29 protein-coding genes are annotated in these 25,384 nt (G+C 67.5%); 13 read left to right on the top strand and 16 right to left on the bottom strand.

The annotated features are described in order from the left end of the window. Positions 1–1,917, top strand: a complete 1,917-nt coding sequence (gene feoB / locus ACP694_RS00315; RefSeq protein WP_426009391.1) for a ferrous iron transport protein B — start codon at positions 1–3, stop codon at positions 1,915–1,917. A gap of 88 nt (positions 1,918–2,005) precedes the next feature. On the opposite strand, the gene ACP694_RS00310 is transcribed toward feoB, so the two are convergent. Further along, on the bottom strand, positions 2,006–2,164 hold the full coding sequence (locus ACP694_RS00310) for a hypothetical protein (protein ID WP_426009389.1): 159 nt from the start codon (positions 2,162–2,164) through the stop codon (positions 2,006–2,008). Between the two features lie 106 nt (positions 2,165–2,270). On the opposite strand from ACP694_RS00310, the gene ACP694_RS00305 reads away from it, so the two are divergent. Next, the gene (locus ACP694_RS00305; protein ID WP_426009387.1) at positions 2,271–2,534 is read left to right on the top strand and encodes a hypothetical protein; all 264 of its coding nucleotides are present in this window, start codon (positions 2,271–2,273) and stop codon (positions 2,532–2,534) included. After that, a complete protein-coding gene (locus tag ACP694_RS00300) occupies positions 2,531–2,911 on the top strand; it encodes a type II toxin-antitoxin system VapC family toxin (RefSeq protein WP_426009385.1) in 381 nt (126 codons plus the stop codon). Before ACP694_RS00305 ends, ACP694_RS00300 begins: the two co-directional genes overlap by 4 nt. A 7-nt stretch (positions 2,912–2,918) precedes the next feature. On the opposite strand, the gene ACP694_RS00295 is transcribed toward ACP694_RS00300, so the two are convergent. Further along, positions 2,919–3,797: a 3-hydroxybutyryl-CoA dehydrogenase gene (locus ACP694_RS00295; RefSeq protein WP_426009383.1), complete on the bottom strand. Its 879-nt coding sequence runs from the start codon at positions 3,795–3,797 to the stop codon at positions 2,919–2,921. Between the two features lie 390 nt (positions 3,798–4,187). Between ACP694_RS00295 and ACP694_RS00290 the strand changes: the two genes are divergently transcribed. Next, entirely contained in the window at positions 4,188–5,891 is a 1,704-nt protein-coding gene (locus ACP694_RS00290; RefSeq protein ID WP_426009380.1) for a glycoside hydrolase family 9 protein, read from the top strand. On the opposite strand, the gene ACP694_RS00285 is transcribed toward ACP694_RS00290, so the two are convergent. Continuing rightward, positions 5,888–6,781, bottom strand: a complete 894-nt coding sequence (locus ACP694_RS00285; RefSeq protein WP_426009377.1) for a LysR substrate-binding domain-containing protein — start codon at positions 6,779–6,781, stop codon at positions 5,888–5,890. The two genes, ACP694_RS00290 and ACP694_RS00285, sit on opposite strands and share 4 nt — an antisense overlap. Before the next feature lie 127 nt (positions 6,782–6,908). Between ACP694_RS00285 and ACP694_RS00280 the strand changes: the two genes are divergently transcribed. Continuing rightward, positions 6,909–7,040, top strand: coding sequence for a hypothetical protein (locus ACP694_RS00280; protein WP_426009374.1), 132 nt, complete (start codon positions 6,909–6,911; stop codon positions 7,038–7,040). 84 nt (positions 7,041–7,124) lie between these two features. On the opposite strand, the gene ACP694_RS00275 is transcribed toward ACP694_RS00280, so the two are convergent. Both ACP694_RS00275 and ACP694_RS00270 read right to left on the bottom strand, forming a co-directional pair. Then, on the bottom strand, positions 7,125–8,066 hold the full coding sequence (locus ACP694_RS00275) for an electron transfer flavoprotein subunit alpha/FixB family protein (RefSeq protein WP_426009371.1): 942 nt from the start codon (positions 8,064–8,066) through the stop codon (positions 7,125–7,127). Further along, positions 8,066–8,812: an electron transfer flavoprotein subunit beta/FixA family protein gene (locus ACP694_RS00270; protein WP_426009369.1), complete on the bottom strand. Its 747-nt coding sequence runs from the start codon at positions 8,810–8,812 to the stop codon at positions 8,066–8,068. The genes ACP694_RS00275 and ACP694_RS00270 overlap by 1 nt, the downstream gene beginning before the upstream one ends. Positions 8,813–9,065: 253 nt before the next feature. Between ACP694_RS00270 and ACP694_RS00265 the strand changes: the two genes are divergently transcribed. Beyond that, positions 9,066–9,329, top strand: a complete 264-nt coding sequence (locus ACP694_RS00265; protein WP_426009366.1) for a hypothetical protein — start codon at positions 9,066–9,068, stop codon at positions 9,327–9,329. Positions 9,330–9,371: 42 nt separating this feature from the next. Here the strand turns inward: ACP694_RS00265 and ACP694_RS00260 are convergent, their stop codons facing one another. Further along, positions 9,372–9,950: a cob(I)yrinic acid a,c-diamide adenosyltransferase gene (locus ACP694_RS00260; protein ID WP_426009364.1), complete on the bottom strand. Its 579-nt coding sequence runs from the start codon at positions 9,948–9,950 to the stop codon at positions 9,372–9,374. Positions 9,951–10,060: 110 nt separating this feature from the next. Then, entirely contained in the window at positions 10,061–10,258 is a 198-nt protein-coding gene (locus ACP694_RS00255) for a twin transmembrane helix small protein (RefSeq protein WP_426009361.1), read from the bottom strand. 344 nt (positions 10,259–10,602) lie between these two features. Between ACP694_RS00255 and ACP694_RS00250 the strand changes: the two genes are divergently transcribed. From ACP694_RS00250 to ACP694_RS00240, 3 genes are all read left to right on the top strand, one after another. Continuing rightward, entirely contained in the window at positions 10,603–10,836 is a 234-nt protein-coding gene (locus ACP694_RS00250; protein ID WP_426009358.1) for a hypothetical protein, read from the top strand. Next, complete coding sequence (locus ACP694_RS00245) at positions 10,833–11,480, top strand: TetR/AcrR family transcriptional regulator (protein ID WP_426009356.1); 648 nt, start codon at positions 10,833–10,835, stop codon at positions 11,478–11,480. Before ACP694_RS00250 ends, ACP694_RS00245 begins: the two co-directional genes overlap by 4 nt. A gap of 83 nt (positions 11,481–11,563) precedes the next feature. Further along, complete coding sequence (locus tag ACP694_RS00240; protein WP_426009354.1) at positions 11,564–12,166, top strand: TetR/AcrR family transcriptional regulator; 603 nt, start codon at positions 11,564–11,566, stop codon at positions 12,164–12,166. On the opposite strand, the gene ACP694_RS00235 is transcribed toward ACP694_RS00240, so the two are convergent. Next, positions 12,163–12,348 (bottom strand): hypothetical protein, encoded by a 186-nt coding sequence (locus tag ACP694_RS00235; protein ID WP_426009351.1) that lies wholly within the window; start codon positions 12,346–12,348, stop codon positions 12,163–12,165. The two genes, ACP694_RS00240 and ACP694_RS00235, sit on opposite strands and share 4 nt — an antisense overlap. Positions 12,349–12,445: 97 nt before the next feature. Beyond that, a complete protein-coding gene (locus tag ACP694_RS00230) occupies positions 12,446–14,050 on the bottom strand; it encodes a serine hydrolase (RefSeq protein ID WP_426009349.1) in 1,605 nt (534 codons plus the stop codon). Positions 14,051–14,177: 127 nt separating this feature from the next. Here ACP694_RS00230 and ACP694_RS00225 point away from each other — a divergent pair, with 127 nt between their 5' ends. After that, entirely contained in the window at positions 14,178–15,149 is a 972-nt protein-coding gene (locus tag ACP694_RS00225) for a sugar phosphate isomerase/epimerase family protein (protein WP_426009346.1), read from the top strand. A gap of 119 nt (positions 15,150–15,268) precedes the next feature. Here the strand turns inward: ACP694_RS00225 and ACP694_RS00220 are convergent, their stop codons facing one another. Both ACP694_RS00220 and ACP694_RS00215 read right to left on the bottom strand, forming a co-directional pair. Beyond that, entirely contained in the window at positions 15,269–16,111 is an 843-nt protein-coding gene (locus tag ACP694_RS00220; RefSeq protein ID WP_426009343.1) for an alpha/beta hydrolase family protein, read from the bottom strand. 407 nt (positions 16,112–16,518) lie between these two features. Continuing rightward, complete coding sequence (locus ACP694_RS00215) at positions 16,519–18,213, bottom strand: acyl-CoA dehydrogenase family protein (RefSeq protein WP_426009340.1); 1,695 nt, start codon at positions 18,211–18,213, stop codon at positions 16,519–16,521. 118 nt (positions 18,214–18,331) lie between these two features. Between ACP694_RS00215 and ACP694_RS00210 the strand changes: the two genes are divergently transcribed. After that, on the top strand, positions 18,332–18,958 hold the full coding sequence (locus ACP694_RS00210; protein WP_426009337.1) for a glutathione S-transferase family protein: 627 nt from the start codon (positions 18,332–18,334) through the stop codon (positions 18,956–18,958). Positions 18,959–19,003: 45 nt separating this feature from the next. Here the strand turns inward: ACP694_RS00210 and ACP694_RS00205 are convergent, their stop codons facing one another. After that, positions 19,004–19,225, bottom strand: coding sequence for a hypothetical protein (locus tag ACP694_RS00205; RefSeq protein WP_426009334.1), 222 nt, complete (start codon positions 19,223–19,225; stop codon positions 19,004–19,006). A 215-nt stretch (positions 19,226–19,440) separates the two neighbouring features. On the opposite strand from ACP694_RS00205, the gene ACP694_RS00200 reads away from it, so the two are divergent. Next, a complete protein-coding gene (locus tag ACP694_RS00200; protein WP_426009332.1) occupies positions 19,441–20,031 on the top strand; it encodes an SH3 domain-containing protein in 591 nt (196 codons plus the stop codon). A gap of 230 nt (positions 20,032–20,261) precedes the next feature. Here the strand turns inward: ACP694_RS00200 and ACP694_RS00195 are convergent, their stop codons facing one another. The 4 genes from ACP694_RS00195 to ACP694_RS00180 form a co-directional block, all read right to left on the bottom strand. Further along, on the bottom strand, positions 20,262–20,750 hold the full coding sequence (locus ACP694_RS00195) for a CPBP family glutamic-type intramembrane protease (protein ID WP_426009329.1): 489 nt from the start codon (positions 20,748–20,750) through the stop codon (positions 20,262–20,264). Beyond that, positions 20,747–21,340, bottom strand: coding sequence for a hypothetical protein (locus tag ACP694_RS00190; RefSeq protein ID WP_426009327.1), 594 nt, complete (start codon positions 21,338–21,340; stop codon positions 20,747–20,749). The genes ACP694_RS00195 and ACP694_RS00190 overlap by 4 nt, the downstream gene beginning before the upstream one ends. A gap of 41 nt (positions 21,341–21,381) precedes the next feature. Continuing rightward, positions 21,382–22,491: a Rieske 2Fe-2S domain-containing protein gene (locus tag ACP694_RS00185; protein ID WP_426009325.1), complete on the bottom strand. Its 1,110-nt coding sequence runs from the start codon at positions 22,489–22,491 to the stop codon at positions 21,382–21,384. A 204-nt stretch (positions 22,492–22,695) separates the two neighbouring features. Continuing rightward, the gene (locus ACP694_RS00180) at positions 22,696–24,168 is read right to left on the bottom strand and encodes a M20 family peptidase (RefSeq protein ID WP_426009322.1); all 1,473 of its coding nucleotides are present in this window, start codon (positions 24,166–24,168) and stop codon (positions 22,696–22,698) included. A 226-nt stretch (positions 24,169–24,394) separates the two neighbouring features. On the opposite strand from ACP694_RS00180, the gene ACP694_RS00175 reads away from it, so the two are divergent. Then, positions 24,395–25,360, top strand: coding sequence for an NAD-dependent epimerase/dehydratase family protein (locus ACP694_RS00175; RefSeq protein ID WP_426009319.1), 966 nt, complete (start codon positions 24,395–24,397; stop codon positions 25,358–25,360). The last annotated feature ends 24 nt before the right edge of the window (positions 25,361–25,384 follow it).

The following is a 25,384-nucleotide window of genomic DNA, read 5'->3' as shown; positions in this document are numbered from 1 at the left end:
TTGCCCGACACCCTCGTCGCTCCTTCGGCGACCCCATCGCCCCCTTCGTCCGCCGCTTCACGGCCCGTTCGCCTGGCGCTGGTCGGCAATCCCAATTCCGGCAAGACCGCCTTGTTCAACGCCCTGACCGGCAGCCGCCAGAAGGTCGCCAACTATGCCGGCGTCACCGTCGAGCGGAAGGAAGGCGTGCTGACCCTGGCCAGCGGCCGCGGCGCCCACGTGCTCGACCTGCCCGGCACCTATTCCTTGCGGGCCCGCAGCCCCGACGAGGTGGTGACCCGCGACGCCGTGCTGGGCAAGCTGGCTGGTGAAACCGCCCCCGACGTGGTGATCTGCGTGGCCGACGCCACCAACCTGCGGCTGGTGCTGCGCCTCGTGCTGGAGCTCAAGCAGGTGGGCCGGCCGTTCGTGCTGGCGCTCAACATGTACGACATCGCCCAGCGCCAGGGCCTGCGCATCGACCTGGAGCGGCTGTCGGCCGAGATCGGCGCGCCGATCATCCCCACCGTCGCCACCCGCAAACGGGGACTGCAAGAGTTGGTCGCCGCGGCCGACGCCCTGGTGCTGAGCCATGCCGGCGAGCAGGACAATGTCTGGCGCGAGCCCGACGCCGCCGAGATCCGCGCCGCCCACCGCGAGGCCCAGCGCATCGTCAAGGCCTGCGTCCGCCCGGCCGAGCGCCCCGACACCGTCACCGGCAAGGTCGATGCGGTGCTGCTCAACCCGGTCGGCGGCCTGCTGATCCTGTTTGCTTTGCTGTTCGTGATGTTCCAGGCGGTGTTCACCTGGGCCCAGCCGGTCATGGACCTGATCGGGCTGGGCTTCGAGCAGGTCGGGGTGCTGATCGGCGCCGTCCTGCCGGAGGGCCTGCTGCGCAGCTTCCTGACCGACGGCCTGATCGCCGGGGTGGGCAGCGTGCTGGTCTTCCTGCCGCAGATCCTGATCCTTTTCCTCTTCATCCTGATCCTGGAAGACAGCGGCTACATGACCCGCGCGGCCTTCCTGATGGACAAGATCATGGGCGGGGCGGGCCTGCACGGCCGGGCGTTCATCCCGCTGCTGTCCAGCTTCGCCTGCGCCATCCCCGGGATCATGGCCACCCGGGTGATCGACAACAAGCATGATCGGCTGACCACCATATTGGTCGCCCCGCTGATGACCTGCTCGGCGCGGATTCCGGTCTACACCCTGATCATCGCAGCCTTCATCCCCCACACCCAAGTCTGGGGTGTCTTCAGCCTGCAGGGGTTGGTGATGTTTGGCCTCTACGCCGCCGGCATCGTCAGCGCCCTGGTCGTGTCGTTCGTGATCCGCAAGATCTTTTGGCGCGGCACGGTCGAGCCGTTCATGATGGAATTGCCGACCTATCGCTGGCCCGAGCCGCGCAACGTGCTGATGAACCTGTGGACCCGGGCCCAAATCTTCCTCAACCGCGCCGGACGCATCATCCTGCCGTTGATGATCGTGGTCTGGGTGCTGTCGACCTTCCCCTATCCCCCTGCGGGCGCGACGGGCCCGGCCATCGACTACAGCCTGGCTGGCCGACTGGGGCATCTGATCGCGCCCGTGATGCAGCCCATCGGTTTCAACTGGCAGATGACCGTCGCCTTGATCCCCGGCTTCGCGGCGCGAGAAGTGGCCGTGGCGGCCCTGGGAACGGTCTATGCCGTGGGCGGCGACGCCGACTCCCACGTGGCCCTGAGCACCCTGCTTTCGCACCAGTGGTCCTTGGCGACAGCCCTGTCGTTCCTCGCCTGGTACATCTTCGCCCCGCAGTGCATGGCGACCCTGGGCGTGGTCAAGCGCGAGACCAATGGCTGGACCTGGCCGGCGGTGATGGTCCTCTACATGACCACCCTGGCCTATCTGGCCTCGTTCGCCACCTACCATATCGCCGTGGCGATGGGCGGCGGCTAGGGCTCTAACCCGGCGGCAGGCCGATCAGGCGCGTGAACGCCGCGGAGGCAGACCAGGAACATCGTGCGGCGATAGGCCGGCCAATCAGTCAGCTCTGGACCACCAGCAGGATCATCCAGGCGACGGCCAGTGCGCCATGCACCTCCCGCATCGGATCCCGCGGCCCTGCCGCCCCCATGAAGCTGGGTCCAAAACCCGCAAGCAAGACGACAAAGGCCAGCACGATGGCGAGATACAGATTGCGCAAGACTGGCTCCCCCGAGGCAGGAGCCTTGCGTAATACGGGTTTGTAGGTTGGGCGAGAGGGTGAGGTGATATTGGCCGCCAACCACGTCTTGTGCTAATTTTGGCGCATGACTATCCGCGTCAACGTCAGCGACCTGGCCGACTTGGCCGAATTCCTCGCGCACATCGATGCGGGCGAGGACTTCGAACTGCTGCGTGACGGCGAGACTGTCGCAACGATCAACAGTGCGAAGAAGGCGGCGAGCACGCCACGAAAACGGGTTCCTGGGGTCTGGGCTCATTACGGGAAGCTGCAGGATCCGAACCTTTTCCTGCGTCCCGATCCCGATTTGGAAGAGGCGGCCGACGGGCCGATCTTTCCGGAAAAATGAAACTGCTGATCGACACGCACGTGTTGATCTGGTGGCTCACCGATCCGTCTCGACTCTCGTCTCGCGGTTTCGACCTGGTCAACGCCGATGACGTTGAGGTGCTGGTGAGCGCCGTAAGCGCTTATGAAATCGAGCTCAAGCGCCCTGTTGATCCCTTACTTCAGCGGCTTCCAATCGATCTTGTCGATGCGGTTTTCGCCGAAGGGTTTGACTGGTTAGCCGTTACCCCTGAAGACGCGGTGGCGGCCGCAAGGTTGCCCCGTCACCATCGCGACCCCTGGGACAGGCTGCTCATCGCTCAGGCTGCGCGGAGCCAGATCCCGATCATGACCAAGGACGATGCCTTCTCGGCCTACGGCGTCCCGACCCTCTGGTGACCGCCGCCTACCGCGTCGGGACCGGAACATCCCCGCGGTAGTCGTAGAAGCCGCGCCCGGCTTTCTTGCCCAGCCAGCCGGCCTCGACATACTTCACCAGCAGCGGGCAGGGGCGATACTTGCTGTCGGCCAGGCCCTCGTGCAGCACGTTCATGATGCTCAGCACGGTGTCCAGGCCGATGAAGTCGCCCAGCTCCAGTGGGCCCATCGGATGGTTGGCGCCTAGCTTCATGGCGGTGTCGATAGCGTCGACCGTGCCCACGCCCTCGTACAGGGTGTAGATCGCCTCGTTGATCATCGGCACCAGCACGCGGTTGACGATGAAGGCCGGGAAGTCCTCGGCGTTGGACGTGATCTTGCCCAGCGACTTGGCGAAGGCCACGGCGCGCTCGTAGGTTGGCACGTCGGTGGCGATGCCGCGGATGATCTCGACCAGCTTCATCAGCGGGACGGGGTTCATGAAGTGCAGGCCGATGAACCGCTCGGGGCGGTCGGTGGCGCTGGCCAGGCGGGTGATCGAGATCGACGAGGTGTTGGAGGCCAGCAGGGTGTCGGCGCCCAGGTGGGGCTGCAGGCTGCGGAAGATCGCCTTCTTGAGCTCTTCGTTCTCGGTGGCGGCCTCGATGGCCAGGTCGGTCGCGCCGATGTCGGCGATGGCCTCGGCGGCGGTGATGCGGGCCAGGCCGGCGGCCATGGCGGCCTCGTCGATGATCCCGCGGCTCACCTGGCGGGCCATGTTCTTCTCGATCAGGGCCAGGCCGGCGTCGATGCGCTCGCGCGAGATGTCGTGCAGCCTGACCTCGTAGCCGGCCAGGGCGACGACATGGGCTATGCCCGACCCCATCTGGCCCGCGCCGATCACGCCGACCGTCTTGATATCCGTCATTCAGACTAGCCTTGTCAGAGGGCCGTGTTCGAGGCGGAGCGGGGCCTTGCGCGTCCCGCCCAATTTCATGCCTGCTTTTCTAGCACGAGCACCCCCACCGTCGCCAAGACTTTGCTGCGCTGCGGCGGCAAGGGCGGGGACCCACGCATTCGAGCCTGTTCCAAGGTCAAGTGGCTCCATGGTCGCGTCTCTCCTTTCCAAGCTCGCCCCTTGCCCCGGATCACCGCCGCCGCTGCGGGAACGACCCTCTCCCACGCCTGATTGGGCTCAGGACTGGGGAACGCTGTTGTCAATGTCCACGATGGGTTCCCGTGAACCTGGCGCGGCGGCCGCTATTGTCGAGGGTGGGGCAAAGCGCTACCTTAGGTCGAACGAAGCGGGGCGGCCAGGATGTCGAACTCTCCAAGCACGCTGACCCGGCGGGACCTGACGGCGGTGACGGCCGGTATGCTGGCCCTTGGCGCGGCGCGCGGCTCCGGCGCCGGCGCGCCACTTCCCGGACCCCGGCTCAACCAACTGGGCTTCCTGCCCAAGGCCGCCAAGCGCTTCGTCCTACCGGTCCCGCCCGGCGATAAGGGGGCTCGGCCGTTCACGGTCGAGACCCTGGCGGGCCAACGGGTCTTCAGCGGTCGGCTGGACCCGGAGGTTCACGACGCGACCGCCACGGCAGGCGAACATGTGCGGACCGGCGACTTCTCGGCCTTGAGCCGGGCGGGCCGCTACCGGGTGCGGATCGCCAGGCTCGCCTCGGCGCCGTTCGAGGTCGGGCCGGCGATCTACGCCCCGCTGGTCCGCGACGCCGCCCGCGCCTTCTTTCTGATCCGGGCCAATGTCGCGCTCGATGACCCCGTGACCGGGATCCAGCACGCGGCGGGCCATCTCAGCGAGGCCGCCCTGCTCGTCGATGGCGCATCGCGTGACCTGACGGGTGGCTGGTACAATGCTGGTGACTACGGCAAGTGGTCCCACATGGCGGCGATCAGCGTCAGTCAGATGCTGTGGCTGCACACCCTGCGACCGGATGCCGCCCAGGCCCTGACCCTTGGCGTTCCCCAAACCTGGCCGGGCTTGGACGACCTGCTGCAACAGGCGCGCTGGGGCCTGGAGTGGCTGCTGAAGATGCAGAACCCTGACGGTTCGGTGCTGCACAAGGTCGATTCCAGCGGCCAATACGCCTGGGGCCAGCCGCCCGAGCGCGATCCGCATCCGCGCGCCGCCCAGGGCGCGTCCAGCCTCGACGCGGGGGTGTTCGTTGGGGTTATGCTGCAGGCCGCGCGCGTGTTCGCGCCGCTCGACCCTGAGTTCGCGGCCCGCTGCAAGGCCGCTGCCCTGCGCGCCTGGGACTGGCTTGAGGCCCACCCCAAGGTCCTGCACGGCGACTATGCCTATACCGACCCCGATCCGCGCCAGGAGATCTTCTGGGCGACGTGCGAGATGGCCGTCCTGACCGGCGCGCCTCAGCTCGCCGCGCGCGCGACCGCCGGCGTAAAGGACCTGGGCGTCTTCCCGTTCTTCTGGCCGGGACCTCAGTTGCTGGGCGTGATGAGCTTGGCGCGAACGACGGGCGAGGCCGGGGCCGCGGCGCGGGCGGCGATCCTGGAAGCCGCCAAGGTCGTCGCGGGCTCTGCCGCCGAAGATCCCTACGGATTCACGGTTCGGCCCGAGGCCTACATCTGGGGCTCGGTCGAGCTGGCGCTGAACACCGCCGTGCTGTGCCTGTTCGCCAGCGAGCTGGGCGGCGAGGGCGCGCGCGAGACAGCCCAGCGCCTGCTCGACTATGTCCTGGGCTGCAACGCCCTGGACCATGGCTTCGTCACCGGCCACGGCGCGCGCGCCACGCGGCGTCCGTATCACTGGACCTGCCGGGTCTGGGGGATCGTCATGCCGGGCTGGGCCAGTGGCGGCCCCAATGGCGGGCTGACCGGGGCCGACCCGCGGCTGAAGGCGGTTATCGAGGCCGGAACCCCGCCCGCCAAGTGCTTCGTGGACGCCTGCGAGGCCGACGGCTCCTGGGCCTCCAACGAAGGCCAGACCAGCGAGAACGCGGCCCTGCTGCTGGCGGCGGGCCTGTTCGGTCTAGCCCGGGGAAGCTAGCCGGCCGTCGTTTCCGCTCGGGCCGTTGCGGTTTCGGCCAGGAACCAGTCGCGCAGCTTGAGGATGCGAGCCAGCTTGGGGCTGTCGGCGCGCCAGACGAAGTGGTTGCCGGTCTCGACGCTGACCTCGCCGGAGAACGGCCGCACCAGCCGGCCCTCGCTGAGGTCGCGTTCCGCCAGCCCGCTGCGGGCCAGGGCCACGCCTACCCCATGGGCGGCCGTGTCGAGCATCAGGGCGGTGTCCTCGAAGGCCAGGCCCTGCTGGCGCGGCGCCTCTTCCACCCCCATGGCGGTCAGCCAGATCGACCAGGGCAGGCCGACATGGCGCAGCAGCGGCACGTCCAGCAAATCCCGCGTCTCGCGGATCGGGTGCTTTGCCAGGAAGTCGGGGCTGCAGACCGGAAACACCCGCTCGATCATCAGGGTGGCGACCTCGACGCCGGGCCACACGCCGCAGCCGAACCGCAGGGCGATGTCGACGCCGTCGGCGGTCAGGTCGGCGACGCGGTCCTCGGCGCGGACGATCAGGTCCGGCTCGCCGGTGTCGGCCGCCAGCCGGGCCAGGCGAGTGACCAGCCAGCGGCTGGCGAAGGCGGCGCTGCTGCTGATCACCAGAGGACCGCGCGTCGCCTCGCGGGCGTCATCGACCCCGGCGCGCAGAGTGGCCAGCGCCGCTGTGACCTGATCGGCCAGGCGCTGGCCGGTGGCGGTGGGGATCATGGCGTTGCCCCGGCGGACGAACAACTTTGTTCCCAGCTCGTCCTCCAGCTTACGGATCTGCTGGCTGACCGCGCCGTGGGTGACGAACAACTCCCGCGCCGCGCGGCTATAGCTGCGGTGCCGGGCGGCGGCCTCCAAGGCGGTCAAGGTCAGGAACGGCGGCAGGCGCATCGCGGCTCAGGCTTGTTAGTCGGGCTGACAAGTTCGCCCAGATACCGTCGTTCGTAAACCCCGCTTTGTCGGAGCATCTTAGCGGCACAGGCCGACGAGGCTGACATTCTTGCTCACAGGTGCTCCGATGAAACTCCTCCTGATCGCCGCCGTCGCCGTTCTGTCGCTGCTGGTTGCCGCCGGCGACAAGGTCGGCCCGCCGCTGCGGGACGGCGACGCGGTGTGGTCGGCCACCATGCCGATCCACAGCCCGAAGTGAGGGGCCCCGCCTTCATCGCAGCGCCCAAAGAAAAAGGCCCGGGATCGCTCCCGGGCCTTCTCTATTCCGCTATCCGCGAAAGCCTTACTTACCAGCCGCCGTCAGGGCGTCCATCAGTTCGGGTACGACGGTCTTGTAGTCGCCCACCAGGCCGTAGTCGGCGACCTGGAAGATCGGGGCGTCGCTGTCCTTGTTGATGGCGACGATGATCTTGCTGTCCTTCATGCCAGCCAGGTGCTGGATGGCTCCCGAGATGCCGATGGCGATGTACAGCGCCGGGGCGACGACCTTGCCGGTCTGGCCGACCTGGTAGTCGTTCGGCGCATAGCCCGCATCGACTGCCGCACGCGAGGCGCCGACGGCGGCGCCCAGCTTGTCGGCCAGCGGCTCGATGACCTTGGAGAACTCCTCTGCCGACCCCATGGCGCGACCCCCGGAGACCACGATCTTGGCGGCCGCCAGTTCCGGACGGTCGGACTTGACCATCTTTTCGCTGACGAACCGGGCCTGGCCGGCTTCCGCGCCGCCGACGGTTTCCACGGGGGCCGAGCCGCCTTCTTCCGCCGCCGCGAAGGCGGTGGGGCGCACGGTGATCACCTTCTTGGCGTCCGAGGTCTGGACGGTCTCGAGGGCGTTGCCGGCATAGATCGGGCGGGTGAAGGTGTCGGCCGAGACGACCTCGACGATCTCGCTGATCGGGGCAACATCCAGCTTTGCGGCGACGCGCGGCGCGAAGTTCTTGCCGCCCGAGGTGGCGGGCACGAGGATCGCGTCGTAGTTACCCGCCAGGGCCAGCACGGCGTCGGCCTGCGCCTCGGCCAGACCGTGGCCGAGAGCGTCGCTCTGGGCCAGCAGCACCTTGCGCACCCCGGTGATCTTGGCCGCTTGGGCGGCCACGGCGTCGGCGCCCGACCCCAGAACCAGCACGTCCACCTCGGACGACAGTTTCAGGGCGGCGGTGACCGTCTTGTGGGTGCCATCGCGCAGGTGCGCGTTGTCGTTATCGGCGACGACGAGAACGGCCATCAGAGCACCCCCGCGGTTTTCAGCTTGGAAACGAGATCGGCGGCGGTTTCGAGCTTGACGCCCGCCGAACGCTTGGCGGGCTCGGCGACCTTGACCACCTTGAGACGCGGCGCGACATCGACGCCGTAGTCGGCGACGGTCTTGCTGGCGATCTCTTTCTTCTTGGCCTTCATGATGTTGGGCAAGGAGGCGTAGCGCGGCTCGTTGAGGCGCAGGTCGGCGGTGATCACGGCCGGCAGATCGACGTCCAGCACCTGCAGGCCGCCATCGACCTCGCGGGTGACCTTGGCGGTCGAACCGGAAACCTCGACGGCCGAGGCATAGGTGGCTTGCGGCCAGCCCAGCAGGGCCGACAGCATCTGGCCGACGGCGTTGTTGTCGCCGTCGATGGCCTGCTTGCCCATCAGGATCAGGTTCGGCTGTTCCTCGGCGGCGACGGCGGCCAGCAGCTTGGCGACGGCCAGCGGCTCGGGATCGGCGTCGGTGACGATCAGGATGCCGCGATCGCCGCCCATGGCCAGGGCGGTGCGAATGGTTTCCTGCGCCTGTTGCGGACCAATGCTGACAACCACGATCTCGGTGGCGACGCCCTTTTCCTTGAGACGCACGGCTTCCTCGACCGCGATCTCACAGAAGGGGTTCATCGACATCTTGACGTTCGCAAGGTCGACGCCGGTCTGATCGGGCTTCACCCGGACCTTCACATTGTAATCGATAACCCGTTTGACCGGGACCAGAACCTTCATCGGTCTACGCCGCCTCCTGGCTAGTTTTTCCTGCCTGCGCCGACGGAATTAGCGCGTTGCGGCAGGTTTGCAAGTTTCCCCTGACGTAAGCGTAATGCATTATCGGCCGAGGCGTTCAAACAATCGTAGGCCACTTGCGCGGCCGCGTCTGCTGCGCTGCACACCGAAGCTGAGGATTGGCGTGGCGCCGCGCTGGCGCGGGTGTGCGTAGAACCCTCTGGCCACTGGCTCGGCGGGCGATTATGAGGCGTTCATGAAGAGCAACATCATCCAGCTGCAGAAGATCTTCTTCGGCATCTTCCTGGTCTCGTGCGCCAGCGTCTTCGCCTACCACTATTTTTATGTGTGGCCGAAGGAGCGCTGCGGCGAGCGCGGCGGCGCCTGGGCGGAGAAGTGGATGAAGTGCGGCACGGTCTACCCGATCGAGCGCCTGACCATGCGGCCGTCGAACCTTCCGCCGATCAATACCGACCCGCAGAAGATGGAAGGTCCGTCGGTGTCTCGGCCGGCGAAGTAGATAAGACCCTTTCCCTCTGGGAGAGGGTTTCTCGAACGCCCCCTACCGCGTCGCCCCCGGCTTCCACAGCACGTCTGCCGCGCCGTCGTCATTGGCCCGGCGCGAGGCCACGAACAGCAGGTCCGAAAGGCGGTTCAGGTACTTGAGCGCCGGCTCGCTGACGATTTCGCCCTCCACGCTCATCAGCTCCACGACCGAGCGTTCGGCTCGCCGGCAGACAGTGCGGGCCACGTGCAGGGCGGCCGAGGCGGGCGAGCCGGCCGGCAGCACGAACGAGGTCAGGGGCGAGAGTCTGGCGTTGATCATGTCGATCTCGCGCTCCAGCCGCTCGACCTGGCTGTCGACCACCCTAAGCGGCTCCCATTCCGGCTTTTCGTTCTGCTCGGGGGTGGCCAGGTCCGCGCCCAGGTCGAACAGGTCGTTCTGGATGCGCTCAAGCAGGGCGTCGAGTTCGGCGTCTGCCTTCGTGTGCTGGCGCGCCACGCCGATACAGGCGTTGGTCTCGTCGACTCCGCCATAGGCCTCGACCCGTATCGACGCCTTGCTGACCGGCTGTCCGGTCGAAAGCCGGGTCAGACCCTTGTCGCCGGTGCGGGTGTAGATGCAGTTGAGCGTCACCATGGGTCGAAGGTTCCGTGTTGGCCGCGCCAGTGGCAAGGCGCCCTGGGGCAAGATGTCCTAGCGCGAATGGCGCAACCCTCTGGCTTACTCGACCATTAGGGGAGTCTGGTTTAGCGACCGCGCCACCAGAAGGCGGCCATCAAAACCACCACCGCCAGGAACTGCAGCGCCACGCGCAGGCGCATCAGCTTGTTGGAATGGGAACGTCCGAAGTCGCCGCCCTTGAACAGGGCGAAGATGCCGAAGCAGAGCGTGATCAACACGGCGCCAAGGGTGACGGGGACGAGAAGGTCGAACAGTTTGTCCATGGCGGCAAACTAGGCGCTCGCTCCAGGCTTGGCCAGAGCGTCTCGCAGCGCACCGAGAAGGGGAGGGTCCCCGACCGCCGTTTGATCCGGCGTACCGATCCGACACTGCGTTCGTCGACTCTGTTCGTTGAGTGCATTTGTCGCAGTGACGCAGATCTACCGGTACCATACACAGCTCAAACGCTGCTGTTCGGCGATTTTAGTTCAGTTCCGAGTTGCAACCCCTTGAAGCTGAGGGTACACGCGCCAACTTCGAATTTCCGTACGCGTTCGCTGAACATGATCAATTCCTCACCGCAGGTCATGTCAGCGCCATTTCCCAGCGGCGAGGCAGGAGAGACCCGATGGCTCAGAGCGCCCGCAGCGCCGACGCCGCCGCCGATTTTTCCGCGTCCGAGCGCGATGAAGCCATGGTGGAAGTCCGCCAATTGATCACCGACCTGCGCGACGCCGCTCAGGATGGCCGCGCCCTGGCGCTCCGATACGCCGAGGTTCTTCAGAACGTCGTCGATGAATATTGCATTGAATTCGAGAAGCGCGCGGAAGCCGCGCTTGCTCGCCTGGAGTCCGTCGCATGAGTTTTGTTGCTTTGAATCCCGGGTACAACACCGAAACCCCGATCAAGATGACCCGCCGGGCGCTGGCCAAGCAGCACACCCGCGAGCGCGTCCTGTCGGCCGCCCGCCGCCTGTTCACCGAGCGTGGCTATGAGGGGGCGACCATCCGCGATATCGCCCAGGCCGCCGGCATGTCGACGGGCGCCGTCTTCGCCAGCTTCGCCGACAAGAGCGAGTTGTTCGACGAGATCCTGACCGCCGACTACGAGGTCATCTACGCTCAGATGAAGCAGGCTGGCGCCAATGCCGTCAGCGTCGAGGAAGGCGTGATCGGCATGTTCGCCGTCGCCTACGGCTTCCATGTTGAGCAACTGCCCCTGTTGCAGGCCAGCATCGCCGTGTCCTGGACCCGGTCGGAAACCGCCGAGCGCCGTAACCGCGGCCACCTGAAGCACATCTTCACTTTGCTGAGTGACGTGCTGATCCGCGGCGTCGAACGCGGCGAGCTTAAAGCCGCCGCCGACACTAAGCTGCTCGCCGAGATCATCTGGGACGTGTATGTCGCCAACTATCGCCGGGCGATCTTCGACGCCTGGACGGTTGAGGCACTGCTGTCGCGACTTTCGGATCAACTGAAGGTCATTCTGGCGGGCGCGCGCGCTTAAGAACCGACCGGGGGCGGCCGCCCCTTGCCGGAGAGGCCGCTCCCAGATGCATTTGTGACGCAGGCTATCCGGGGGGACGGTGCTTGGGCGTACGGGAAGAGCAGAAACAGGCGACGCGTGAGAAGGTCCTCGAGGCCGCGCGAGACCTGTTCAACGACACGGGCTACGACGAGACGACGATCCGCGCGATCGCCGAACGGGCGGGCGTTTCGGTCGGCAGCGTCTTCACAACCTTCGCCTCCAAGGCCGAGGTGCTGAGCCACGTCATGGAGACGCGACTGGCCGACCTCTACGCCGAGTTCGACCGGGTGGTGCCGTTCCTGCGCGGTGCGACCGCCGACCGTCTGTCCTCGATCTTCGCCATCCACTACGCGTTCGAGACGCGCCGGGTGAAGCTGTTCCTGGCCCACATCGCCGCGTCCTACAGCCCCTCCAACGACCCTGGCGTCACCCCTTACGGCCGCAATGTAAGGCTCAATTCCATGCTCCGCGAGGTGCTGGACGACGGAAAGACGCGCGGCGACGTACGGCTCGATCTTGACTCCGACCTGACCATCAATGTGCTCAAGGCCGCCTATGCCTGGAACTATCGCCTGGCTGCGGCCAACGGGGCCCAGGCCAACGAGCTAGCGGCCGCCATGGACCAGCAGATCGTGTTCATCGCCGAAGGCTGGCGGCCGCGTTAAGACAGCGCGCGGATCAGGGTGTCAAAGGCTTGCCGCGTGGGCTGGACCAGCTTCACGACCCCGGTCCCCTTGAACGCGTAGACCATCACCGCCGTCAGGCTGAGCAACAGTGCGTTTTCCACGGCCGAAGCGGCCCTGGTGTCTTGGGCGAAAGCGCGCAGACGTCGATATGGGCGGGGCATCAGTGTCCTTTTTCGGGATCGAGAATCCTCCAGCCGGCAAGTGTGAGGCCGCACGTCGTGAACCCTCTCCCGCTGGGAGAGGGTTTCAAATTGCAGGCTAAACCTTTGTCAGCCGCAGATCCTGATAGTCATACGAGAAGTCCGCCAGCGGCGAGACCGCCCGCATCGTGGCCCCCACAACCACCCCGGCCTTGACCTCGAACACCATGAACGCGTCCTCTTGCGAGCGGTCCTCGAACCGCGTGCGGAACGTATCCCCATCGAAGGTTTCCAGCGTGCCGCGCAGAGCGGGGGTCTTGTCGAAGGCGATCTTGAGCCCCTTCTTCACCACGCTGACCGTGATCGTGCCGTACCAGGGATCGCGGTAGGTCCCGACATAGGCGGCCAGCGGTAGGCTTGGCTTGACGCCGCCGCCCTTGGGGGTGACGGCCTCGGCGGCGTCCTTGATGGTCTTGGCGTCGGTGGTGGCCTGGACTCGCTTGGACGAGCCGATCCAGTCGAAGTCGGCGCGGCCCTGCAGCCGATCGGGGCCGCCATAGCGCAACGCCCGGAAGAGCGGGGCCTCCTCCGCGTTGGTCATCACCATGATCCCCGACTTCCGGCCCGGCAGCAGACCCGTATAGGAGATGAAGCCGGCCAGACCGCCGGTGTGCGACAGCAGCCGCTCGCCGCGATGGTCCTGGATGAACCAGCCCAGGCCATAGGCCTGCATCGTCGGGCGCACGGGGTTGTCGGCGGTAGGGCCGTCGGCCCAGGCGGTGATGGTGTGGGGCTTCCACATCTCGCGCGACGAGGCCTCGGTCCACAGCTTTAGCCCGCCGGGCGTCGCGCCCAGCCCCAGCTGGACCTGCAGCCACTTGCCGATGTCGCGCGCGGAGGTGTTGAGACCGCCCGCCGCTCCAGCGGCGCCGAAACTGCCGTCGAACGGCAGCACGGTCTGCGGTCCCAGGCCCCGCACCGGCGGACCCATCCGCGCATGCGGCTCGGCCCGCGATCGATCGCCGATCATTGAGGGCAGGGGCACGCTGTCGCTCATGCCCAGGGGATCCAGGATCCGCGTCTGGATGAAGTCTTCCCAGGGCTTGCCGGTGACGGCGGCGATCACCTCGCCGGCCACCACATAGAGCACGTTGTCATAGGCGTAGCCGGTGCGGAAACCCTCGCCCAGCGGCAGGTGCTTCATGCCGGCCACGATGTCGGCGCGGCTGTGGGTGGGGTTGGGCCAGATCATCAGGTCGCCGGCCCCCAGGGTCAGGCCGCTGCGGTGGCACAGCAGGTCGCGCACCGTCATCAGCTTGGTGACCACCGGGTCGCTCATCTCGAAACTGGGCAGATAACGCGTGACCGGCGCATCCCACTCGACCTTGCCGGCCTCGACCAGCATGGCCAAGGCGGCGGCGGTGAAGGCCTTGGTGTTGGACGCCACGCCAAACAGGGTGGAGTCGGTGACCCTGTCGGTCCCGCCCATTCGCTTGACGCCATAGCCCTTGGCCAGGGTGATCTGGCCGTCCTCGACCACGCAGATCCCCAGGCCCGGCTCGTCTGGGAACGCGGCCATCACCTGCTGGGCGTAGAGGTCGATCGCGGCGGCGGCCTGGCCGGTCTCGGCGGCCCGCGCCGAACGCGGCGTGGCGACCAGGGCGCCGGCCCCGACGGTGGCGAAGGCCGACAACAGGGCGGCGCGGCGGGTGGTGGCGATCATGCGGGGTCCTCGTATAGAGGCCGCAGCTAAGCCTGCGTCGGTGTTTGGGGCAAGGCGCGCGGCGCGCGACGGCCATCGACGCGGCGCGGGATCAATGCATAGTCCGAGGAAGATGCAGGAAACGGAAATGCTTGACCTCACGCGACGCGGCCTTGTCGGGGCCATTGGCCTCGGCGCAGTGACCTTGCCCGGCGTCGGCCTGGCCGCCGCCCAGCCGTTCTTCGCCCGCACCGGCCTGCCGATTGGGTTGCAGCTCTACACCCTTGCCGACCAGGCCAAGGCCGATCTGGAGGGCACGCTGCGCGCCGTCGCCGCGATCGGCTTCAAGACCATCGAACTGGCGGGCTATCAGGGCCGCACCCCGGCTCAGCTGCGCGCTGCGATGGACGCCGTGGGGCTGAGCACGCCCAGCGCCCACGTCCAGGTCCAGGCCCAAGGCGGCGAGTCCAGCCTCGACGGCGACCTGTCGCGGCTGGCCGACGAGGCCCACATCCTGGGGGTCAAGCGGATCGTCATGCCGATCTTCTACACGCCCGCGCGCTTCGACCTGAAGCCCCGCTCGGGCGAGGCGTTCGGCCAGGTCCTGGGCCGGATCGGCGGCGCCATGACCGCCGACGACTGGAGCTTCAACGCCGACTTCCTCAACGCCAAGGGCGCGGTGCTGGCCAAGTCCGGGCTGAGGCTGGCCTATCACAATCACAATCCCGAGTTCCGGCTCCTAGCGGACGGCAAGCCCGGCGCACGCACCGGCTACGAGATCCTGCTGGCCCGCACCGATCCGACCCTGGTCGAGTTCGAGATGGACGCCGGCTGGGTCGCCGCGGCGGGCCAGGACCCCTTCGCTCTGCTGAAGGCCCACCCGGGCCGGTTCACGGCCATGCACGTCAAGGACATCAAGGCGACGACCAAGCCCAACTTCGTGTTCGTCCAGGACCCGACCGAGGTGGGCTCCGGCATGATCGACTGGACGCGGTTGCTGCCGGCCGCCTACGCCGCCGGGGTGCGCGACTTCTTCGTCGAGCAGGAACCGCCGTTCGCGCACTCGCGGCTGGAGTCGGTGGGGGTTAGCTATGGGTATCTGGCGGGGTTGAGGGCGTAGGGTCGAGGCACTGTGAATGGGTGTCGGGTTTTGGCGCCCCAGCCTTGGCCCGCTTTCGACCCCATAGCGGACATTTGATCGCAACGGGGTCCTCGCGCTTGAGCCGACGACTAGCTGGGTCAATCGGCAAAGCAGCTCCGTTCAATGAAGCTCTGTGCGGCGGCCGAGGCTTCAGACGGATTATGCCCACCGTCGAACTCGAGGGCCGTAAACGGCGCCTTGGCTGCGCGAAGAGCCTCCACCAGCGGTACATAGTGGTCGGCGAACGGGGCTGCGGGATCGTGACGACCGCCTGCGACGAAGATCGGACGATCCGCCAGATCAGCGGCGCGCTGGGCCAAGCCTGATGTGCCGGACTCCAGGGTAATCGCGTTCATAAAGCCGTCGACGCCATCCGGTCCGAAGCGGGTCGAGGCGGGATCGGCAGCGACGGCGTCCAGATCAGTCTTCCAGGCCGTCCGATAGCTTGCGTCGGAGCCCCAACGCGCACCGATCACGCCCATGTCGGCGGGAACGAGAACCACAGCGCACCGTACGCTGTGGTCTGCCGCCGCCGTCTGCAACGCGACCCAGCCGCCATAGCTAACGCCGAGCACGCCGATCTCAGTCGGATCCACCCCGCTGGCGGCGTCCTGCTTGAGCCAGTTTACGGCGGCGGCCCCGTCCTCGCGCGAGTGTCGCAGGCTGATGGCCCCGCCCGATGACCCCGTGCCCCGATATTGGGGTAGCAACACGGTATAGCCGGCGGCTTGCAGGTCGGTCGCTATGCGAGGGATATTTGGCCCCGCAGGAAAGCCGTTAAACAGGACGATGGCCGGACGCGGCCCTTCACCGACGCCACCCAGAATGCGGGCTGAGAGCGTGGTGTCGCCGGATGAAATCGTCACCTCCCTTACGGGCTGTTGTGCAAAGGCAAGCCCGGGGAGCGCCAGTAGGGCGATGGCGGCGACGAACGATTTCAAGGGATGCCTCGGGCTCAGGAACGCCAGTGCAGATCGCGCCGACCAAGCGTGACCTTAATAGCGGGACCCGCACCATCGCAACTTAAGCTTTTGTCATGACACAGCGTTCATCGACATGTGGCGAGGGATCCGGTGGCTTGGCGACGTCCGCTAACCACCCTTCCCAGTCCTTCGAAAGGTCCGCTTTCTGGCCCCAGCCAGCATCCGCCCCGGATGCGGCCCGCCGTGGCCGGCGGGTGGGAAGGGGCTGGACATGTCCTGCTTGAGGCAGCCAAAAGCAGCTGCCACCCCGGACGAACGCGTAGCGCGCTGATCCGGGACCGGGGCGTGAACGGAGGCGCTTCCGGCGGTCCCGGATCGGCGGCCCCTCGGGCCTTGTCCGGGATGACAGGATGGGAGCGGCGGGGCTAGTTCCCCTCCTCCAGCAGCCGTCTCGCGATCACCTGCGCCTGGATCTCGCCGGCGCCTTCGAAGATGTTGAGAATCCGCGCGTCCGCCAACAACCGGCTCGCCACGTACTCGACGGCGAAGCCGTTGCCGCCGTGGATCTGCAGGGCGTTGTCGGCGGCGGCCCAGGCGACGCGGGCGGCGATCAGCTTGGCCATGCCGGCCTCGAGGTCGCAGCGCTTGCCCTCGTCCTTCTGGCGGGCGGCGAAATAGGTCAGCTGGCGCACGCCCATGATCTCGGCGGCCATCATCGCCAGCTTGTTGTGGACGCGGGGGAACTCGAAGATCGCCTGGCCGAACTGCTGGCGGTCCAGGGCGTAGGCCAGGCCGGTTTCCAGCGCCGCCTGGGCCACGCCGACGGCGCGGGCGGCGGTCTGGATGCGGGCGCTCTCGAAGGTGGCCATCAGCTGCTTGAAGCCCTGGCCGGGCACGCCGCCCAGCAGGTTCTCGGCCTTCACCGTGAAGCCGTCGAAGGCCAGCTCATATTCCTTCATGCCGCGATAGCCGATCACCCCGATCTCGCCGCCGCTCATGCCGTCGGCGGGGAAGGGCGCCTCATCCGTGCCGCGCGGCTTCTCGGCCAGCAGCATTGACAGGCCGCGATAGTCGCTGGTGTCGGCTTCGGTGCGGACCAGCAGGGTCATGACGTCGGCGCGGGCGGCGTGGGTGATCCAGGTCTTGTTCCCGGTCACTAGATAGGCGTCGCCGGTCAGGGTCGCACGGGTGCGCAGGCTGCCCAGGTCCGACCCGGTGTTGGGCTCGGTAAAGACGGCGGTCGGCAGGATCGAGGCGTCGGCGATCTTCGGCAGCCAGTAGTGCTTCTGCGCCTCGGTGCCGCCGGTCAGGATCAGCTCACCGGCGATCTCCGAGCGGGTAGCCAGCGAGCCGACGCCGATCCAGGCTCGCGACAGCTCCTCGGAGACCACGCACATGGCCATCTTGCCCATGCCGGCCCCGCCATATTCCTCGGGGATGGTCAGGCCAAACACCCCCAGGGCGCCCAGTTCCTCGACCAGTTCGATGGGGATCAGCTCGTCCTTCAGGTGCCATTGGTGGGCGAAGGGCGTGACCTTCTCCTCGGCGAAGGCGTGGAACTGGTCGCGGATCATCTCGAAGGTTTCGTCGAGGCCGGTGTTTTCCAGCGTAGGGCGACCTCGGGCCTCGGCCAGTCGCCGGGCGATGCGGGTCTTCACCGCCTGGGTGCCGCCCTCGACCATCAGCTTCATCAGGCCGTTGGAATAGAGCCGGTTCAACACGGCCCGGTCGGTGACCAGATGAGCGGGACGGACGATCTCGCCCTGGTTCATCGGCACGCCGCCGACCAGCTGGGCGCAGTATTCGGAAAACAGCAGTTGGGCCAGCAGGGCCTCGATCTCGCCGAACCGGCCCTCGGCCTCCAGCCGCTCGGCCCAGCCGGCGACCTGGTTCAGCAGCTCGGCATAGGCGGCGTACCAGCCATAGCCGTGCACCTGGTGCTGCTTGTCGTCGGCCAGCTTGCGGTCGATCTTGCCGCCTGCGCCCGTGATCGCGGCCTTCACCGCCGGCTTGGCCTCGGCGACGAACAGCTGGGCGGCGCTGGCGGCTTCGCGCAACAGCACGGTCAGACCCGGCAGGATCAAGCTTTCCGAAGTTTCCTGAACGACCGTATCGGTCATGGCTTGCTCCCGTGCGCCAAACAGTTGTTTTCTTTTACTCTGGAGCCTTTCGCACCTGCGAGCAATGCCGCAGTGCAACATAATGAGGGGCCAAAGGCTAAAAAGGCAGGGAACAAGCATGCTCGTCGTCCATCACCTCAACGAATCGCGCTCGCAGCGGATCCTCTGGCTGCTGGAGGAGCTCTCCCTGCCCTACGAGATCCGGTTCTACGAACGCGACAAGCAGACCCGCTTGGCGCCGCAAGCCCTGCTGCACGTGCACCCGCTGGGCAAGTCGCCGGTGCTGACCGACGGCGACGCCACGATCATCGAGAGCGGGGCGATCACCGACTATGTCATCCGCCGCCACGCCGGCGGCAAGCTGGCGCCCGATCCGGCCTCGGCCGACTACGACGCCTATCAGCAGTGGCTGCACTATGCCGAGGGCTCGGCCATGCTGCCGATGCTGCTGCGGATGTATGTCGGCCGGCTGGGCGAGGCCGGCGCGCCGCTGCACCCGCGCATCGAGAGCGAGATCGCCAATCATCTGGCCTATGTCGAGGGGGCGCTGGAGGGCCGCGACTTCTTCGTCGGCGACGGCTTGACCGGCGCCGACATCCAGATGAGCTTCATCGCCGAGGTCGCCAAGGCGCACGGCAAGCTCGCCGACTATCCGAACCTGGCCGCCTGGATCGAGCGCATGCATACGCGTCCGGCCTGGCAGGCGGCGCTGGAAAAGAGCGGGCCGTACAAGCTGGGGGAATAGGACGCTCTGAAACCCTTTCCCGGACGGAGAGGGTTTCGCAAGTCCTCAACCCACCTGGAAGTAAGCCGTGTCGCTGCCCTCGGAGTGGGCGACCACCATCACATCCATCTCGACCCCGTCGTCGAGGGTCAGGCGGGCGCGGCCGGCGCGGAAGGCTTCGCGCATGGCGTCGGGGTCGCCGGTGACGGCCCCCTTGCCGCCCCGCGAGCCGTTCAGTTCATTGACGAGATGGACGGCGAATTCGACGGGGCGGCTTTCGCGGGCCACGAGGAGCGCGCCGGTACCGATGCGCGCGGGCTTTGAAGGTTTAGGCATGAATGGTGAACGGCCGAGGCGGCGTTTAGCTGCACCACGCCCAACGCGGAAAATTCTTAGATGAACGAAATCTGTCGGCGCCCCGCCCGACGCCGTTCAGCTTCACCTTGTCATGGTGTGTCTCAAGGGGCCGGGACGCTCCGCACCATTCGCAAGGGACCACGACCATGAGCATCATCATCCTGACCAAGAAGATCGGCCTCAAGCAAGTTGGGATGGGCCTGGCCATGACCGCCACCGCCCTGACCCTGGCTGTTGCTCCCACCACCGCCAGCGCCATGTCGCAGAAGCTGGGCGGCGTCATCGGCTGCAACGCCTCGGGCGGCAAGCAGGAAGTCGGCGCCGTGATCGGCGGCCTGCTGGGCGCCGTCGCTGGCAACAGGCTGGCCAAGCATGACCGCAGCACGGGCACCGCCATCGGCGCCGTGGTCGGCGCGGGCGCGGGCTCCTATGCCGGCTGCCAGATGCAGAAGACCCGCGCCGCGGAAAATGCCGGCGGGGCCTACACCAGCGACGGCATCCGCCTCGCCGACTCGGTCGAGGCCGCGCCGATGACCGCGATCAAGGGCAAGTATGTCGCCCGCTCGACCCTGAACCTGCGCGGCGCGGCCTCGACCCGCAGCGCCAAGATCGGCTCGGTCCAGGCCGGCGAAGTGTTCCAGGCCCTGGGCCGCACCGGCGACGGCAAGTGGATCCTGGTCGGCCAGGACGGCGTCGGCGTCGGCTATGTCAGCAGCGCCTACGTCTATCGCGCCTAGGCCCCAACCGGTTCTGGCGGGCCGCGTAGCCTAGAGGCCCGCCCGTGCGGCAAGCCCGTCTGTCCCCCGGCAGGCGGGCTTGTTGGTGCCCTCAGATTCCACTCATCCCGACGAAAGTCGGGACCCAAGCCGAGATTGGGGTTTCGCTCGGACAGGACGGCCCGCGCCGCTTGGGTCCCGACTTTCGTCGGGATGAGCGGAGAGAGGGGGCCTGGTGAGCGATGAAGACCCTACAGCCGCACGCCGCCCAACCAAGTCTGCCACACTATCACGAACCCGCCGTGCAGGATCACCGCCGGCCATAGCGAGCCGGTCCGCCAGCGCATCACGGCGCAGGCCAAGCCCAGGATCGCCGTACAAACGAGGAAATCCGCTCGCAGGAACATCGTCGCCCGGGGCAGGAAGGTCAGCGCCTCCAGCGGGTGCCAAGCGACATAGAGCGCAGTCGAGATCGTGATCGCCGGCCAAGGCCGCTTGGCCTCCGGTCCGGGGACCAGCAACCCGCGAAACGGGATCTCCTCTCCCAGGGCGGGCACGAACAGCACGGTCAGCAGCCGCAGCGGCAGGCCGGGAACGGCGGGGGTCAGGGTGTAGAGGCCGGTGGTGAAGCCGATGGCGGCCATCAGGGCGGCGGTCGCCAGGCCGATCAGCCCGCACAGCGCCCAGCCGCGCGCGGTGGGCAGGGTGGTTAGGGATCGAAGAACACCACGGATGGTCATCGACCGCCGCGCGGCGTCCCCGTAGGGCGCGACACGACAAAGATGACTAGCGCGATTAGCGCGCCCGCTCCCGTGATCCAAGGCCAGGTGAAGGTCATCCTGCCGGATGTAAAGGCGATAGCGAACCCTATGATTCCGATGAAGGCGGCAAGGTTCGGCAGCCGTTTCGTCCATGGCTGACGCTCGCGCGGCGGCGCCACGATCGGCCTACGATCGGCCCCGCGATTGACGCGCTGGACCAGCCGGATGAGTGGGAGCAGGCCAAAGACAAGCAGAGCCACGAACAGGCCCACTGGCGCCAACAGCACGGAGGCGATGATTACGTTATTGCGCAGGGGGCTGGCGGGCCAGATTCCGAGGGCGGCATTTATCAGGACGAACTCAACGAGCGCGATGGCTAGGATTCCGACCACCGTCAAAAGAAAAATTTGCCATAGTACAGGCTTGGCCTTGCGATGGGCCGCCACATAGGCATCGCGTTCCTCGGTCGAGAAGAGCGCCCCGCCCCGCCGCGTGAAGACGATGTAACCGCCCGGATGAGGTTCAAACCTAGCACCGAACGCTCGGTGCTGATCGTCTTGTGCCCGCATGCGGATCCTCACAGCCAAGCCATGAAACTAGCCGCTTGCCCCTAGGTCCGCCACCGCAGCGTCGTCTCTTCCACCGGGTTCTGGAACGGCCGGCGCTCGCGGTGGGCCGCGGCCCATTCGCGTTTGAGCTGGTGGTACCAGCGGCCCTGCTGGTCGGCGTCGCCGACCCACATCAGGGCGGGGTTGTCGCGCAGGCCGCGGGTCTGGGCGGCGACGATCTTGCCGTCCTGGCGCAGGAAGGTCCGGGCCGCCAGGCGGATCACCGGATAGAGCAGGGTGAAGGCCGGGTGGTCGGACCAGATGATCTGGTTCATCCGGGTCTTGCCAGCGTTGATCGGGGTCATGGCCGACAGGGCCAGCACCTGCTTGTCGCCGACCTTCACATGCTCCCAGCGCAGGCCCGGGAGGCGGAAGGTGATCTCGGTCAGGGGCTCGCCGCCGAGGATGGCATAGGCCTTGGAGTTCTTGCTTGGCTCGTGGCGCACCATGGTGAAGCCGGCCTCGCTGGGGGCGAACGTCTTGTGCTTCTCGTGTTGGCTGGCGGCGGTGCGCCACCACCACTGCTGGTGCACGAACGGGCCGTGGGCCGGGTCGATCAGGCCCAGCACCGCGTGGTCGATATGGATGTCGTAGTCCAGGTGATCGACCAGCTTGGGCTTGCCGCCGACGATCCCGGGGATCACCGGGGGCGAGCAGGGCGGCTGGCCGTCGAAATGGACGTCGCCCGACATCCAGATCCACACCAGGCCCTGGCTCTCGACCAGCGGATATTTCCGCACCCGCACCTTGCTGATGTCGAGCGGGTTGTCGGCGGTCAGCGACGGGATCTTGGCGCAGCCGCCATCGGTGTGGAACCGCCAGCCGTGATAGGGGCATTCGACCGTCTCGCGGCCGTCATCCTCGGTCCGCACCTTGCCGGCCGACAGCTTGGCGGCGCGGTGCGGGCAGACATCGCGCAGGGCGTAGACCTCGCCGCCCTTGGTGCGGCCAATGACCACCGGCTCGCCGAGATATTCGCGGCTTTCCATCTTGCCGGGCTTCAGCTCGGGCGACAGGGCCGCGACGTACCAGGCGTCCATCACGAAGCCTTCGCCGAACTTCACGGCTTTCGAAGTTGGCCGCGCGGCCTGCATTTGCGCATCGTCAGCCATGTGTAGCGTCGTCCGACTGTGCAGCCTGTTCACGCAAAATCCGACCCCGCGCGAGGCGGTCCCCGGATCAGATCTCACGGCAAGCTATTCCCAAGGGCGCAATAGGCCCCATCACGACGCTGGCGTCCAGAGCGGCGCGGTATCGCTGCGCGTGAACAATTGGCGACAGTTGCGACCCTCTCCCCTCCGGGGGATGGCTATTTTTCACTTCGCCGCCGTCTCGACCAGCCGCTGATAGAACCGCACCATCCGCTCCACATTGGCCAGGGTCATGTGCTCGTTGGTGCCGTGGATCATCTCGGTGTCCTTCACCGATAGCAGCAGCGGCTGGAAGCGGTAGATGTCGTCGGCGATGGGGCCCATGTAGCGGCTGTCGCTGGCGGCGGTCATCAGGGCCGGCGCGACGGGAGCCTTGCTCTCGTCGCCGGCCAGGGCCGACAGGGTCTTCCAGCCTTCGGACGACGTGGACGACACCTTGCTCGGCTCGTCCGGCGTCTTGACCCAGGCCAGCTTGACCGGCAGGTCGCCGACCGCGCGCTTGGCCCGCGCCATCACGTCGGCCGAGGTGTCGCCGGGGGCGATGCGGTAATTGATCCAGGCCTCGGCGTCCTGCGGCAGAACGTTTTCCTTGGGCGAGCCCTTAAGCATGGTCGGGGCGATGGTGGTGTGCAGCATGGCCGCGCCGGCGGGTGTACGAGACGTCTCTTTCACCAGAAGAGGCGAGAACAGCCAGGTGTTGGCGGCCGCCATCTTGACGGTCGGCGAGGCGTGCGGGGCCAGGCTTTTGAGCATGTCGGCGCCGGGGCCGGAGAACCTCATCGGGAAAGGCTTGTCGGCGATGGCCAGCACCGCCTTGGCCAGGGTGGCGACCCCGGTCTGGGGCGGCGGGGCCGAGGAGTGGCCGCCGACGGCGGGCGCGGTGACGGTCAGGGTCGCGTAGCCCTTCTCGGCCAGGGCGATCAGGGCCACCGGGGCGTGGGTGACCGGGTGGTCGGCGACCACCACCATGCCCTCGTCGAGCACGAACTGCGCCTTGACGCCGCGCGCCTTGAGCAGGGCCGCCGCCGCGCGGGCGCCGCCGCCGCGCACCTCCTCGTCATGGCCGCTGACCAGGATCACCGTTCTACGCGGCGTGAAGCCGGCCTTGGCCAGGCCGTCCAGGGCCTCGAACAGGGTGACCAGCGAGCCCTTGTCATCGATCGAGCCCCGGCCCCAGACCGCGCCGTCGGCGACCGCGCCGTCGAACGGCGGATGGGTCCAGGCGCCCTCGCTGCCCGGCGTCACCGGCACCACGTCCTGGTGGGCCATCAGCACGATCGGCGGCAGGGCCGGGTCGGTTCCTTTCCAGGTGTAGACCAGGGCGTGGCCGTCCACGACCTCGCGGGTCATCACCCGGTGGGCGTCGGGATAGGTCGCCTGCAGCCAGGCGTGCAGCCTGTCCCATTCGGCCGGTTGGTCTTCCGCCTTGTCCTGGTGGCTGACGGTCTGGAAGCGCACGGCCTCACCCAGATGCTGGGCGGCCATGGCCACGTCGACCGGGCGGGGGGGCGCCAGGCGGACGCTCGACAGATCGACCGCCGCCGGGGCCTTGAAGGTGGCGGTGCGCACGGCCACCACCCCGGCCACGACCAGCACCGCGCCCACGGCGGTCAACGCCGCCTTGCTCTTCCAGCCCATGTTTCACTCCCCCGAACACTTGTTGGGGCTGACTGTGCGACGGGTTCCAGCGGTTGCCAATCACCGAATGGGATTGGGGACATGCCCATGGGCATGTCCCCAGCCGGATCCGCCCACGCTCATCCGGAACAGGCTTCAAGACGCCGGCGCAAGCGGCGGCCGATTTGCCTTGAACCCGTGGCTCGCGCATAGGCTGGCGGCGCTGGCAGAGGAGTTCGCGATTGGCATGAGCGTCCTGGTCCTGGGGGGAACAGGTTTCATCGGCGGGCCGCTGGTCGCGCGGCTGCTGGCCGACGGCGTCGAGACCGTGGTGGTTCATCACGGGCGCCGCGCCGTATCGGCCGGCGCGCGCTCGCTGGTGCTCGATCGCGGCGACACGGCCGCCGTGCTGGCGGCCGTGCGCGAGATCGGCGCGACCACGGTCATCGACCTGCTGGCCTACACGGCCGCCGACACCTTGCCGCTGCTCGACGCCCTGGTCGGCCAGGTCGAGCGCTACGTGATGGCCAGCTCGATCGACGTCTACGCCAACTACGAAGGCCTGCACCGCAAGGGTCGGCCGAGCCCGATCTGGGACCGTTTGACCGAGGACGGGGCCTTGCGCGCCTCGCGCCACCCCTACCGCCTGGCCAAGCCCCGCCCGGCCAGCGACCCCCAGGCCTGGATGGACGACTACGACAAGATCCCTCTTGAAGAGGCGGCTCGCGCCGCTGCGGGGCTCGAAGCGACCATCCTGCGCCTGCCGATGGTGTTTGGACCCGGCGACCGCCAGCGGCGGTTTTCCTGGGCGATCCGGCCGATGGTCCAGGGCCGGGCGCGGTTCAACATCACCCACCCCTGGGCGGCGTGGCGGGCGACCTTCGGCTATGTCGACGACGTGGCGGCGGGCATCGCCCTGGCCGCCGTCCACCCGAGGGCCGGCGGCCAGACCTACAATCTGGGCCGCGCCAACACCCCGACCAACCTGGCCTGGGCCGCGACCTTCGCCGAACATCTGGGCTGGCCAGGCGAGGTGGAGCTGGTCCATCCCGACGTCGCGCGCGGCGCCCTGGCGGCGGCCGTGGCGGGGCTGGACCTGAGCTACCCGCTGTTCATCGACAACGCCAAGATCCGGCGACGGCTGGGATTTTCGGAGGTCACCGAACTGGACGACGCGCTGGCGCGAACGGTGGCCGACGAGTTGGGGCGGTAGGGGGGTCAGTCCGCCCGGGGACAT

The sequence above is a fragment of the Caulobacter sp. DWR2-3-1b2 genome, assembly GCF_049896345.1.
Classification (GTDB): Bacteria; Pseudomonadota; Alphaproteobacteria; order Caulobacterales; family Caulobacteraceae; genus Caulobacter.
This window is presented reverse-complemented; position numbering and strand designations above follow the sequence as displayed.